Annotated in this window: 11 protein-coding genes; 5 read left to right on the top strand and 6 right to left on the bottom strand. The window is 42.9% G+C overall.

Annotated elements, in window-relative coordinates; all coding sequences use genetic code 11:
* Window positions 1-80 precede the first annotated feature (80 nt).
* The 6 genes from KXD93_RS09010 to KXD93_RS09035 form a co-directional block, all read right to left on the bottom strand.
* Complete coding sequence (locus KXD93_RS09010; RefSeq protein WP_258136698.1) at window positions 81-1,625, bottom strand: RagB/SusD family nutrient uptake outer membrane protein; 1,545 nt, start codon at window positions 1,623-1,625, stop codon at window positions 81-83.
* A gap of 25 nt (window positions 1,626-1,650) precedes the next feature.
* The gene (locus KXD93_RS09015; protein WP_258136699.1) at window positions 1,651-5,058 is read right to left on the bottom strand and encodes a SusC/RagA family TonB-linked outer membrane protein; all 3,408 of its coding nucleotides are present in this window, start codon (window positions 5,056-5,058) and stop codon (window positions 1,651-1,653) included.
* A gap of 213 nt (window positions 5,059-5,271) precedes the next feature.
* Window positions 5,272-6,252, bottom strand: a complete 981-nt coding sequence (locus KXD93_RS09020) for a FecR family protein (RefSeq protein WP_258136700.1) — start codon at window positions 6,250-6,252, stop codon at window positions 5,272-5,274.
* Window positions 6,253-6,422: 170 nt separating this feature from the next.
* On the bottom strand, window positions 6,423-6,980 hold the full coding sequence (locus tag KXD93_RS09025; protein WP_258136701.1) for an RNA polymerase sigma-70 factor: 558 nt from the start codon (window positions 6,978-6,980) through the stop codon (window positions 6,423-6,425).
* Window positions 6,981-7,354: 374 nt separating this feature from the next.
* Window positions 7,355-8,065, bottom strand: a complete 711-nt coding sequence (locus KXD93_RS09030) for a LytR/AlgR family response regulator transcription factor (RefSeq protein WP_258136702.1) — start codon at window positions 8,063-8,065, stop codon at window positions 7,355-7,357.
* Window positions 8,062-9,072, bottom strand: coding sequence for a sensor histidine kinase (locus tag KXD93_RS09035; RefSeq protein WP_258136703.1), 1,011 nt, complete (start codon window positions 9,070-9,072; stop codon window positions 8,062-8,064). The genes KXD93_RS09030 and KXD93_RS09035 overlap by 4 nt, the downstream gene beginning before the upstream one ends.
* A gap of 202 nt (window positions 9,073-9,274) precedes the next feature.
* On the opposite strand from KXD93_RS09035, the gene KXD93_RS09040 reads away from it, so the two are divergent.
* The 5 genes from KXD93_RS09040 to KXD93_RS09060 all read left to right on the top strand — a co-directional run bounded on the left by KXD93_RS09040 (window position 9,275) and on the right by KXD93_RS09060 (window position 14,369).
* A complete protein-coding gene (locus tag KXD93_RS09040; protein WP_258136705.1) occupies window positions 9,275-9,934 on the top strand; it encodes a DUF4395 domain-containing protein in 660 nt (219 codons plus the stop codon).
* 1 nt (window position 9,935) lies between these two features.
* On the top strand, window positions 9,936-11,465 hold the full coding sequence (locus tag KXD93_RS09045) for an aminotransferase class V-fold PLP-dependent enzyme (protein ID WP_258136706.1): 1,530 nt from the start codon (window positions 9,936-9,938) through the stop codon (window positions 11,463-11,465).
* A 164-nt stretch (window positions 11,466-11,629) separates the two neighbouring features.
* Window positions 11,630-12,226, top strand: coding sequence for a Crp/Fnr family transcriptional regulator (locus KXD93_RS09050; protein WP_258136707.1), 597 nt, complete (start codon window positions 11,630-11,632; stop codon window positions 12,224-12,226).
* A gap of 142 nt (window positions 12,227-12,368) precedes the next feature.
* Window positions 12,369-13,166 (top strand): alpha/beta fold hydrolase, encoded by a 798-nt coding sequence (locus KXD93_RS09055; RefSeq protein WP_258136708.1) that lies wholly within the window; start codon window positions 12,369-12,371, stop codon window positions 13,164-13,166.
* A 375-nt stretch (window positions 13,167-13,541) separates the two neighbouring features.
* On the top strand, window positions 13,542-14,369 hold the full coding sequence (locus tag KXD93_RS09060) for a hypothetical protein (protein ID WP_258136709.1): 828 nt from the start codon (window positions 13,542-13,544) through the stop codon (window positions 14,367-14,369).
* Window positions 14,370-14,395: the final 26 nt, after the last annotated feature.

Genomic DNA, 14,395 nt, shown 5'->3' on the forward strand with positions numbered 1-14,395 from the left:
TTAGAAAAGTTAGTAACTAAAACGGGTAAACAAATTTTCACTTGTTTACCCGTTTACGGTGATAGATTTAAGACAAATGATTAGTATCCCGGGTTTTGGGTCAGTTTACTATTTATCTGTATTTCCCGGAACGGAATTGCGTATATCAGCCTGTCGGCGGTAACGTTAAACGTAATAGGTAACAACCACGGGTTCAGCGCCTTCTCCGTAACCCCTTTTGCGTTCAAAACATCGATAGCAGTGCCATAGCGTATAAGGTCGGTCCAGCGATGGTTTTCAAAGGCAAGCTCATGACGCATTTCGTTGGAGACATTTAGCTTGTTAGCTACAGCTACCGCCGGCAAGCCGGCTCTCGCTCTAACCTGGTTTAAATAGGGCAAGGCCTCACCTGCCTTACCTTCATCAACAAGGCATTCGGCCAGCAATAGCAACGCGCCCGAGTAGCGGTAAACGGGCCAGTTGTCGTCCGTGTTATACTCAACCTGGTATGGTGGATGCAGGTACTTTTTTATAAAATAATAGTATCCTAAACCAGGTGTAGGTGTGTAATTAACAGGGCTTTTTACGGCTGTAGTTGTAAGCACTTCGTTCGCAACTGTACCTTCAGCAACGGCAATTGAAGCCGGGAGGCGTAAGTCGCCGGATTCGTACGAGTCTACCAGTTCTTTTGTAGGAACATTCCATCCACCGCTGGCCAGTCCGCCACGGGCATTGGTACCGTGCAAGCCAAGTATGGCTTCAGAATTAGTGGTTTTGGGTATAAACCGCCAAATAAAATCACTCTGCTGCCCGTCATTACCCGCCTTATATTGAACTTCGAATATCGACTCTGAACTGTTTTTATTTACCGGGTCGAACACGTCAGCATATTTGGCTAACAGTGCATAATTCATTTTAGTAATATCGGTTAATGCGGCTTCGGCCTTTGCATAATCTTTTGTAGTTTTCGACATACACGCATAAGCCAGCAACATTTTCGCCGATCCCTGGGTTGCCCTGCCCGATTGCGGGAAAGTTTTTGGAATAGGTAACAGCGGTATAGCAGTATTCAAATCGTTTATAATTTGTGCATAAACCTCATCGGCCGAACTCCTTGGCAAAAACGCGCCGGCCACATCAGTAACTTCCGTCAATTGTAATGGTACGCCGCCGTAATGCTGCACCAGGTCATAATAGTAAAATGCCCTTAAAAACAAGGCTTCGCCACTTACCTGGTCCTTATCTGCCTGTGTCAGGCTGGATTTAGGCAGTCGTGATAATACGGTATTTACTGTGGCAATACCTGAATAATCATTCCCATAACGGTTCCCCGGGTTATTTGGCTCCTGGCTCGATATGTTATTATCAATAAATTCAGCCATGGCTTCGGCGCTTGTGGATGTACCCCTGTCGGCGGAGTATATGGTAAAAAACGTATTGTCAGACCGCATTTCATCCATGTAAATGCCTGTAAAGGCTACTCCTCTTAAATTGGTGTAAGCCCCGGTTAATGCCTGGTTGAACTCGGCCGTATTTTTGAAAAACGTTGCGGAGCTTAGTGTTGTTTGCGGAACCAGGTCGAGGAAATCCTTTTTACAGGATACCAACCCCATTACCGCCAATAATATATATGATATCTTTTTCATTTTTTGTTGCTTTAAATAAATTACCTTAAAAACCTGCATTAATACCCAGCGAAAGCACCCTTGGGATTGGGTAGCCGGTAAAATCACGACCCTGGTTTAGCCCGTTTAGCCCCGCAATTCCGGCTTCGGGATTCATGCCCGGATATTTAGTGAATATAAATGCGTTTTGCGCGCTCACATAAGCCCTGAAGCTTTTAAAATACTTGGTTTTTTTGATCGGTAAGGTGTAACCGAAGGTTATGTTTTTTACCGCAAGGTACGTTGCCTTAAATACTTGCCTGCTGGTGAAATTGCGGAAATCAGCAGTGGTGCCGCTCCTTGTTCTTGGGTAAATCCCATCGCCCGGGTCTTGTTCTGATCTCCAGCGGTTAGCAACGCCTTGTCTCACGTTAAACACACCGTCAAGGTTTTCTGTTGATTGAAATGCATCGTCGGCAATATCATTTCCTACCGATCCTGCCATAACAATGCTTAAGTCAAGGTTTTTGTACGAAAAACTGTTGGTTATGCCATAAGTAAAAGTAGGGTTCGGGTTCCCGATCCAGGTTCTGTCATAGCTGTCGATCTTTCCGTCCGGAACGCCGTTAGGTCCGCTAACGTCTTTAAACCGTGCTGTTCCAACCATGGCTGTTGCGTCATGTGGTTCCGAATCAAACTGCGCCTGGGTCATATACACACCGGTATTTATATACCCGTAAAACAACCCGATTGGATGGCCAACTGCGGTGCGGTTATCGTCCCAATATTCGCCATAGCCGCCAATTGGTGCATTGTTGGTACCCAACTGCTTAACAATGTTACGATCGAATGAAATATTAAACCCGGTGTTCCATTTCAAATCACCTGTTAAATTCCGGGTGTTGACAGTGAATTCGTGTCCCCAGAAATCAAACCGGCCAATATTCGAGGTAATGGTTGAAAATCCCGATTGTACGGGGATATCAATACCGTATAATAAGCCGTCGGTTTTTTTCTTGTAATAATCATAGGTAAATGAAACCCGGCCGTCAAACAGCTCCAGGTCTAAGCCAAGGTCATACCCGGTTGTGGTTTCCCAGGTTAGGTTGTTGTTGCCTATTCCGCTCAACACCTTTCCAGGGACTACCTGGTTGCTGAAAACATAATTGGTGGTATTTACCGATGCTAAGTATGAATAATCGCCGATATTATTGTTACCAACTTTTCCATAGCTGGCCCTTATTTTCAGGAAGTTAATGGCTTTTATATTTTTCATAAATGCCTCATCCGATACAACCCAGCCCACGTTAACAGAAGGGAAATTTCCGTATTTGGTATTGTTACCAAATTTCGACGAACCATCCCTTGCAAAGGCTACCTGTAACAAATATTTTTGATCGTAATTGTAGTTAAATCGCCCTATATACCTCAGGTACGACCATTGGGTAGCCCCAACGTTCCCTATCCGGGTAGTAGCCGCGTTTATCCACTGGATGTTATCATCAGGAAACTGGCTCCCATCAATGTTACTATTTTCAAAAGAATACTTTTGAGCGGTATAACCTGCCAGCACATCAAAATTATGTTTACCGCCTATTGTTTTCTTATAGTTTAAGGTGTTTTCACTCAGCCAGGTTACAAAATTACTGGTGTTGTAACTACCAGATGCCGGGTTTGGCGGCGCGCTTCCCAATCCACCCTGTGCTGTGGAAGGCGTAAACTGCCGGTTGACCGTATTATCGGTATTTACATTTATCGCCGATTTAAACTTTAACCCATCGATAATTTTAACTTCGGCCCAGCCGTTTGCCAGTACCCTGGCAGCCTTGCTTTTGTTAACAATTTGCGTTAACACAAGGTAATAGTTGGGATTAGGAAACATTCCCGGTTGTGAAAATGACAGTGGATAGGAACCATCCGCATTCTTGTAGTTTAACGTTGGATCCATCAAAAACGCGTTCTCAATAATGTTACGCCCGTTGTCCAGCCCAGGCACTACCTGGTTGTTGCCATACGACAGCTCTAAGTTTACACCCAGGGTTAACCTGTCCGAAGCGGTGTAAATATTGTTGCTGCGCGCCGTAAAACGCTCGTCGTATGAATTAAGCATCACACCCTCTTGCTTATTATAGTTAAGGTTTACCACCGATTTTAAATCAGTAGTACCCGAGGTGATCGCCAGGTTATAATTTTGGCTTACTGCATTTCGCAACAAAATATCGAACCAATTGGTGCCCTTTTGCCCTGCATACTGACTGGGGTTGGCGTAAACGGCGGGGATTCCCCCTGAATAACCTTCGTACTTTATGGCGTCTTCGTAATATTCCTTTTTATATTCTGCAAATTGCTCGGGATTCATCAGGTCCGGCTTCCCACGGTCGGGTACCGACTGAACGCCGGTATAGGCACTAAACTCAATGCTTTTTTGGCCTACTTTTGCCTGCTTTGTGGTTACCAATATAACGCCATTGGCAGCCCTTGAGCCATATAAGGCGGCCGATGATGCATCCTTCAATACGGTAATGGATTCAATTTCGTCAGGGCTTAAACTCTGCAGCCCGCTTTGCGACGGAAATCCATCAATCACAATCAATGGATTATTACCGGCATTAATGGATGCGGCCCCCCTGATCCTAAAACTCATTTCGGCGCCAGGCGTTCCTGAATTTTCGTTGATTTGTACACCTGCCAGTTTACCCTGCAGTTTTTGCCCGATATTGGCCACCGGCATATCCTTTACCTCCGATATTTTTATCTGGCTTATTGCCCCGGTGATCTCGCGCTTACTTTGCGTTCCGTAACTTACTACTACCACCTCCTTTAAACCGTTGGAAGATGGCGTGAGACTTACATTTATTACGGTACGCCCGTTTAACGATACTTCTTTAGGTTCGAAGCCCAGGTAAGAAAACACCAATTTTGCGCCGGTAGTATCAACAAGCTTAAGCGCAAATTCGCCATTTACACTGGTAGTTGTACCTGTAGTTGTACCTTTAACCACTACATTTACACCAGGCAGGGCCTCGCCTTTATCGTCGCTTACCTTTCCCTTAACGGTTATTGTTGCAGCGGCATTCTCCGTTCCGTCCAGTAATTGTACCTCGGGCTTTTGCTTTTCAACAATAATTACCTTGTTCTTTTTTTCAATGTAACTGAGGTCCACGTTATCAAAAATGCCTTGCAAAATTGAAGCTACCGTTTGGTCGGTTTCGTTTACATTTAAATGCTGATATTGCTTTATCAGCTTTTCATTGTAGGTAAAGCGAATATTGCTTTTACCTTCAATATCCTTTAAAATATCCTTCAGGCTTTTATTATCCGCCCGGATATTTATTTTCGTTTTTTCTAATATCTGCCCGGCTGAATTGCTCGCCCAAAGTAGCTGGGTACCCAAAGCAACAACCATGACCATATAGAATGTAAATTTCATGATGCGTAAAGTTAACGGCAAGAGGTAGTTGGTATATTTTTCCATACCTTTGAATGTGTTTAAGTGAATATTAAATGTTTACTAACTCGCATTGATAACCAGGGAGTGATTGGCGTTACAGACCTGATTATTCAATTGACTTAACCGGTGTGGAATCTAAATTCATACCGGTTTTTTATTAGGTGGGTTTGTAGTTTTTATCTCATATATCTTCTCTTTAAAGGGTTAATAAAGGTTTATTTATTGTCAGATTAGTTGTCAGGGTTTAGTGCTCAATAAAATATCCTGTCCACTTATGGTATAGGTTAAATTATTAGCCTTACAAATTGCAAAAAGCAGGTCTTCCAGCTTGTCGGTACTGTCAAACTCCGAACTAAAACGGATGCTTTTCAGATCCTCCGCCGCAAAACGGACCTTCACTTTATAATACGATTCAAGCATACCAGCTACATTGGCCAGGGTTTCATCATCAAATTTATATTTGCCCTGGATCCAGCCTGTAAAATCATTGGCGTTGATATGCCTTTTAGCAATCTCGCCGTTTACCTTCCCAATGGTTACCTGCTCATTAGGCAGCAAAACCACTTGCTTTGCCTTTTCATATTTAACATTGGCAAGTCCCCGTACCGATACCTTACCCCGCGTTACCGTTATTTGAACATTTTTTAAAAACTTATAGGCGCGTACGTTAAAGGCCGTGCCCAGTACATTTATCTGGGTTCCCGCTACATCAACAATAAAAGGTTTGTGTGCGTCGTGCTTAATATCAAAGTAAGCCTCGCCCTCCAATAAATCAACTTCACGAATTTTATGGTTAAAGCTCTCCGGATATTTTATCCGGCTCCCGCCGCTGAGAATAATTGTTGAGCTATCGCTCAAGGTGAGCCTTATTTTTTTTCCAGGCTGCACATAGGTTTCTATATACGCTTCCCGGTTAAAGCTACTCCTGATCGCGTCCCGGTACTTTATTGCAAGCCAACCTAATCCACAAAAAAACAATATAGAAGCTGCGGCAATCATTAATTTCAAATTGGTAACACGCCACGTGGGGCTGCCTATTTGGGCATCAATAGCACTTTTCAGCTCATCATTTACCTGTTGCTTTTCCCCGGCATCCCACTCCAATTTTCCCGACTCCGCAAGCATATCGTACCAGGCCTCTAACCTGTCTTTTTCTTCAGGGGTACAGTTGCCGCTTTTGTAGCGATTTAAAAGTTCCTTTGCTTCTTTGTTGGTCATTGTTTGGGTTCTAATGGTAAGTCTTAAATAGGGTTGGTTGGTAGTAGATAAAAAGTAAAACAAATTGCAATTAGCTTAAAATCAGCCAATAAATTTTCATGCGAATTATATTATTAAATAATAAGCTATGTATTGCTAAGAAATTTTTGGATGTGTTGGCCTGCAAGGAATTACTTCTCGGCCAGCTTAAGTCTAAAATGCTTCAGAACGTTATTTATCTGCTTTTTAACGGTTTTGTCAGAAATCATCAATTTTTCAGAGATCAGTTTGTGCGACAGGTTTTCCTTGCGACTTAAAATAAATACCTCCCGCATTTTAGTTGGCAGGTTATCAATTTCCCGATCAATAATTAAACTAAGTTCATTGGCTGCAAGCTGCTCATTAACCGAATCGTTCTCATATTCAAAAAATGCTGTAAGCGACTCCAGGTATTTGCTTTTGTTGATGTTATCCTTAATAAAGCTCAATCCCTTGTACCGAGCTGCTGTAAACAAGTAAGCCTTTAGGGATATAATATCATTCAGGCTCATGCGCCGTGACCAAAGCGAAACAAAAATTTCCTGTACAATGTCCTTAGCCTCGTCTTTATCAGTTACAACTTTAGCTACATATACATAAAGCTGTTCCCAGTACCGGGCATAAATCAGGTTAAACGCGTCCTTATTATCTTCCAATAATAATTCCAGCAACCTATCATCCGAACAAAGAATATGATCTTTATTAAGCATAAATATCTAGTTAGTTCAACCTTAAACAATTTGCCTTAAACCGGCAGTTCAAGAAACAGTGCGACCGTGTGGCTGAAACAAAAATTTAAACAGGATCAATAATTGGTTAATTGCAAAGGCGCCTGTTGAGGTAATTAAAGATTCGGACTTATAATTTCCTGGTTCAACAAAGCAGCTTGCCACATTAAAAATATACAACAACACTTTTAATGTAACATTTACGTTGCGCAAATTTAAGCGTTGGGTAAACATAACCATCCTGTACTGTCCTTTAACTAAAATGCACTGGGTGTTTGAAGTAATGTGTTTATTATCCGGTGAAGATATTGATGCAGCAGACTATCGGAAGTGCTACCTTATAGTTACAACCGGACTTACCTTTTTAACAGGCGCTGCTGAACAATATTCATCACGTTGTCGCGGTAATTGCGGCTCATAGGCAATGATCTGTTGCCTATCTTGATTTCATTGCCTTCGATCGCCTGGATCCTGTCACAATTGACAAGATAGGACTGATGGATTTTGATAAACATTTTCTCAGGCAGCTGGCATTCGAGGCTTTTCATTGTGAGGTAGGCGATGACCTTTTGGTTTTCTGTAAAAATGCTCACATAGTTTCCCGTGCTTTCTGCATACATGATGTCTGCCAGCTCCAATTTTTCTATCCGCTTTTCACTTTTGATAAAAATATAGGATTGTGGGGTACTGCTTCCGGCTCTCATTTGATAAAAATCCCGGGCCTTGTGTACCGCTTTCAGAAAACGGTTAAAGGCAAAGGGCTTCAACAGGTAATCGATAATATCCAATTCGTACCCTTCCAGGGCGTATTGCGGGAAGGCTGTAGTCAGGATAGCCATAGTGGACTCAAACTCCATCTTTTGCAGAAATTGGAGACCAGACGTCTTGGGCATTTCGATATCCAGGAAAATAAGATCTACATTGTTATTTCTTAAAAACAGTTCAGCCTTTGCCGCATTCTCAAATTTTCCCTGCATGTTTAAAAAAGGCACCTGCTCCACAAATTCATGCAGTATCTTCCTGGCTACAGGTTCATCATCAACAATAATACAGTTGAGTTTTTTCATAAGATAAGTGTCAAATGAACTTCGTATTTGTTGTCCCCCTTTTTTAACTCCAGTTGGTACCGGTCTTTATACAACAGCTCCAGCCGCCGCGTGGCGTTGTTTAAACCAATACCCCCTTTAGAAGGCTCAGCCTCATCATAAGAATTAAGACAGCTAAAATCTATCCGACCCTCATTTTCTATCAATGAAATCGTGATCTCATTGATCATATCATCGCCCCTGGTTACGTATTTAAACGCATTTTCTACAAATGTCATAAAGATGAGCGGGGCGATCTTAGCCGCCGGATTCTGATACCCGATCTTCAAATTCACTTGCACATTGTCATTGCTGCGGGCTTTTTGTAAATCCACATAGTTCTGCAGGTATTTCAGTTCCTTTTCCAGTGCAATCATATCCACATCTGCTTCATATAAATTGTAACGCAGCAGATCTGAGAATTGCACCATCATGTCCCTGGCCTTGTTGTTAGCGATGTCTATATAACCGTAAACGGTATTGAGGCCATTGAACAAAAAGTGAGGGTTAAGCTGTGAACGCAGGTATTTTAGCTCGGTTTGCAGCTGATCGATGCGGCTATTCTTGAACTGTTCCTGCTGTTCCGTCCATCGTTGGGTAATATACAACATGGAGGAAACAAGGGCACAGCAAAGCCCGTACACAAAATTGTCCCAAAAACCTGCGCGGGTATGGACCAGTTGATCGTGAAAAAGATGGTCATGTATAAAGCCGTTGTAATTGGCGGTTAAGAAGCTGTAGAAGGCAATGAGCGTAAGCAGGGCCCCGGCGTAAGCACTGAACCATTTCTTTTCCAGCAGTCGGGGTATTAAAAGTGAATAATTTGCGTACAACATCGACGCAAACAGCGAGAAGTGAACGATCACCGTAAACATATAAGAAAAACAGCCCCTTATCGTGTTAACGGAGTAGCTTGGCTTCTCGATAAGCAAAGCCCCGATATAAGCGACGAAAAAAAGTCCGTAAACAGTGCGTTTTTTCAAATACATAAGTATAAATATATCTCATTGCTTTGATAACCGGAAATATGCATTTTCCCGTCTTGCCTGATCTCCGGCGAAATGAACCTACTGTCAGCACAATTGTGCGACCTGTCACATAAATTTTTTTATACTGCCCTTCGCCTTTATTTTTATGTTGCTGTAACAAAGACCTTTGCGGGTCATTTAATATTAGACAGCCAAAACAGATATGGAAAAAGTGATACAATTTGGAGAAGACGTTCCGGGCTACGAGATCCCGGTTTTAAATGAACGCGAAATAAGGGCGACCGCTGGTCTTTTATTCCTGGTGATCTATACGGCTTTAATGCTGATCATGTTCAATAATGATTTTACGCTGGCCAAATATGCCATCACACTTTTTCTTAGCGATTTTATCATCCGGGTATTTATTAATCCCAAATTTTCACCAACGCTGATCATCGGGCGTTTGATCGTCAAAAACCAGGTGCCGGAATATGTAGGCGCTAAACAGAAAAAGTTTGCCTGGATCGTCGGCGTTGGCTTATCCGGCACAATGTTCCTGTTCATGGTGGTGCTGGATACCTACAGCCCCATTACCGGGATCATCTGCCTGATGTGCCTGATCTTTTTATTCTTTGAATCGGTGTTTGGTATTTGCCTGGCATGTAAAGTTTACCGGCTGATCTATGGTGAAAAGGCGCAATATTGCCCTGGTGAGATTTGCGAAGTAAAAGCAAGACAGCCCATCCAAAAAACATCCGGCGCGCAGTTGCTCATCGTCCTTGCTTTTGTGGCTTGTATTTTCCTGATGGGCTATTTCTTCGAAAAGCAATTAACTTCAACGCCACACGCCCTGTTTAAAGCACTTGCTATAAAATCCAAATAATATGAGCGTAAAAACTGCGTTGGAGGATTATTTCGCTGTTTACAGGGAAAATACAATTGGTTATGGTGCAACCTTTGATTCTCCCTTTGGCAGGAAAGAGCTCGTTTACGCCGACTGGACAGCCAGTGGCCGCGCTTATCGCCCAATCGAAGAGACGCTACTAAACGAATTGATGCCTTTTTGGGCCAACACCCATACCAGCACCACGGTAACTGGCACCCTGATGTCAAAAGCTTACGAAGAGGCTAAAAAGATTATTAAACAGCACGTTAACGCCTCCGATGACGATGTCCTGATCTTTTGTGGCAGCGGTATGACGGACGCGGTTAATAAATTGCAGCGGCTGTTAGGGCTGCGGATGCCGGAACGCACGAGAGATTATTTATGTAATGGCAATGAGTTATTGATTGATGAGGATTTAAGGCCGGTTGTTTTTGTAACACATATGGAACATCACAGCAACCATGTCAGCTGGTTGGAAACCATTGCCACCGTAGAGATCATCAACAGCACCGCCGACGGCTATGTTGACCTGGACCATTTTGCGGATTTGTTGGACCAATACAAACAGAGGAAAAATAAAATAGCGGCTATTACGGCATGTTCTAACGTAACAGGGATACAAACACCTTATCATCAAATTGCCAAGCTGATCCATCGGTACAACGGTTTATGTTTTGTCGACTTCGCATGTTCTGCACCTTATGTTGAAATGGATATGCATCCTGCGGAAGAAGGCGCACAATTGGATGCGGTTTATTTTTCTATGCACAAGTTTTTGGGTGGCCCCGGTACACCCGGTGTGCTGATTTTCAACAGTAAACTTTATCATAATAAAGTTCCCGATCAGCCGGGAGGCGGTACTATTTCGTACAGCAATCCTTGGGAGGCACGTGAATATGTTACCGATATTGAAGTGCGCGAAGATGGTGGTACACCACCCTTATTGCAGGGGATCAAAGCAGCAATGTGCATCCGGCTGAAGGAGCAGATGGGTGCCGAAAATATACAACAAAGGGAAAAAGAAATGTTACAGCTGATCTTTTCGAGGTTCGCGACAATGGAGCGGCTTGAATTGCTGCAGGGAAATATCGAAGACAGGTTGGCAGTATTCTCTTTCGTCGTTAAAGGCGCGCATCATCATTTGATCGCACAAATGCTGAATGACCGCTTTGGGATACAAACAAGGAGCGGTTGTTCCTGTGCAGGCACGTATGGCCATGCGCTGTTGAAGGTGGGACAAGAGGAATCTTATGAAATTCTGGACGCTATTCGGGCAGGAGATCTGCTTAGCAAACCCGGCTGGGTCAGGTTCTCCGTTCACCCGATGATGACCAATCATGAAATTGACTTCATTATGGATGCGATAGAGCAGACCAGCTTAAACTTCATGGAATGGATGAGGGATTATGCTTGTGATTCGGCGAATGATGGATACAGGCACAAATGGGCCAGTTTACCCCAACAGGATAAGATTGAAGAATGGTTTGGCAGTCGGAATGTTCACTTAATAGATGACTTTAGTACTTAAGCTTTGAATAAAACATCGATGTTAGCTTGTATAATACCTGATATAACCACACCCCAAATTAGCGACGATAATATTGTTGTTTTGCTACGATATAGTTTGATCGCTTAACTTAATAAATAGCGCCCATTGTTGCAGGGTGTTATTTAAAGAGATACTTTTATGGCATGTTAAACGGCGCAACAGAGATAGATTTATTACGTACCGTAATGGTTTCCACCGGCATGAAGGCCGAAGAATTTAACCTGTCAGTGCCGCATTGGAAACTAAAGCACTATAAAAAAGGAGAGTTTTATAACGAATACAAAAACGTTTGTAAACACCTTGGATTCATCATCAGTGGTGTGTTCAGGATCTATCGTGTAAATGAAACCACAGGTGAGGAAAAGAACATGCTTTTTTTTACCGACCATCAATTCGTTACTTCGTTTACCAGCTTCTTTAGTCAAACAGCATGTGAGTATTATACGGAAGCCATGTCCGATTCGTATATCTTGTATATCCACGTTGATCAACTAAATGGGCTTTACGGGCAGTCGCACCAATGGGAACGGTTTGGCAGGATGGTTGCCGAAACTGCTTTTTTCGAGGTAATGCGCAGTACCGAAGGGTTCCTGTTTAAAACACCCGAAGATCGCTACCGGGATATGATAGAAAAGCACCCCAATATTTTTAACTCCGTGCCGCTTTATCATATAGCATCTTATCTCGGCATCCAGGGGCCATCGCTAAGCAGGATCCGTAAACGAATGGTTGGCAAATAGCGGGCTTTCTAATCTCCATTTTCCTTTATTTTATTGGTATATATTTTTTTCATCCCGTTTTTCGATTTTAACCTGGGTTAAAATTATCCCGCCGGCTTACCCCGATGTTTGTGCTGTCCTAAACAATTAGGCATTAAACAAAATGAAAACAGCAATAATAATTATGGCAATGAGCGTATTAGGTTTTACTGCTCAGGCACAAAAAACAAACAACAAAAATTCAGCAACTATCGTTCTTGTGCATGGCGCATGGGCCGATGCAACCGCATGGCAGGCAGTGATCCCCGTATTGAAGGCACAAGGGCACGAAGTGATCGCAGTTAACCTGCCGGGCCACGGAAGCGATACAACTTCATTCGCAAAAATTAGCCTGCAATCTTATGTAGACGTAGTAAAAAATGCTATTGGCGACAGAAAAAATGTGATCTTGGTGGGTCATAGCATGGCAGGTTTGGTTATCAGCCAGGTGGCAGAAGAAATCCCCGGTCAGATCAAAGAATTAGTTTACCTGGCTGCTTACCTGCCAAAAAACGGTGAAAGTTTATTATCACTTGCCAAGCAGGATGCAGACAGCCATGTCGGCAAATATTTACAAATCGACCAGGCTACCGGTTCTGCCATTGTCGCAAAAGATGGCGTAGTTGATGTATTTGCTGCCGATGCCCCTGCGCAGGTTGGCGAGTATATTGCCAACAACATTAAACCGGAACCGTTAGCACCTCTTGCAACCCCGGTTACTTTAACAGATGGGAAATTCGGTAGTGTAAGGAAGGTTTACATCCACACTGTAAATGATCATGCAGTTAGCTTTTCACTCCAAAACACCATGGTGAAAAACAATGGCCATATCAGCAAGGAATATTCATTGCCGAGCAGCCACACTCCTTTTATATCAATGCCCGATAAATTAGCAGCCATTTTGCTAACAGCATCAAAGTAAAAAATAGTAGTGTATAAATCAAAAGCCTTTAGATCTCCATCTAAAGGCTTTTGTAGTTCCGGGGGGTTTAAGCTTCCATAGTTTGACCGGCCTATCCGGCGTCCATACTATAGCACCAGCACATTATGGCCTGCGGTATCAAGGTTGTATGAAAAATAAGCAGTTTTAAACAAATTGGTGTAATGATTAATAAATGATGAGGGAAATAAATAAAATCATTAAGTGTATGATAATATGTCTCAGAATTTCAATATCACTTCAAACAACCCAACGTTAATAATTCCCGTATCCATTATAAATAATCAATGGCGTTGGTTACATTAGTCACCACAGTGTTTACTAACTTTGAAATCGTTAACCGCGGCGGAATTTAAGATGAGAAAGAGCGCATTCATTATTATCGTCACTTGTATTTACCTTTTTTTAGGGTGTAAAAAAGACAAATCAACGCCAAATGGTACAACTGGCAATAACGGCGGTACCACTGCTAAAGGCATTTATGCTGATTCGTTGTTTTTTATCCAGGCCAATTCAGCTTTAATTAAACCTGTTAAAACCCAGTCCGGCACCTATTCTGCCGTACCTGATGGGTTAAAGATCGATGAGTCTACCGGCGAGATCGACGCCAACAAAAGTGAAACAGGTTTAAAATATAAAGTGACATTTACGCCAACAACGGGCAATGCGCAAACTTCTACGGTGGTTATATCGGGCATTAATTACGAGGACAAGATCTATAATCTTTCAGCGGGCGATAGCATTGCAGCGCCAATCTACAATGCAGACACGAAACTGGCATTACCCGGCCCTGGCGGTTCTAATATATTTGACGAGTCGGGCGGTTGCAAAAATGCCGGCATTATAGTTAATGGGGCCGATGCAAAAATAAACCTGGCCTTAACTGTGCGTAATCAGGGGATAGATACCGGTGCCACGCAGCAAGTTAAACTTGCTTACCGAATGAATGATAACAGCGGCAAGGCGTTGAACGGACTGGAAATAAAAATATATTTTTATCGCACCGCAAGCGAAATACCACAATACCTTACCGACCTGATAGCTGAAAGAAAGCAGATAATATTCAACACAAACCAGGTTGCAACAATTAACCCGGCCCATACACCCGTGCTGGCCAGCCTGACGACGAATGCCAAACGGCCGGCAAGACCGCGGCCACCCTGTATAATTGTAGTAAGCCGTTAACTTCTATTGGCCAATTTTTGGGTATA

Source organism: Mucilaginibacter phenanthrenivorans (genome assembly GCF_024721155.1).
Lineage (GTDB): Bacteria > Bacteroidota > Bacteroidia > Sphingobacteriales > Sphingobacteriaceae > Mucilaginibacter > Mucilaginibacter phenanthrenivorans.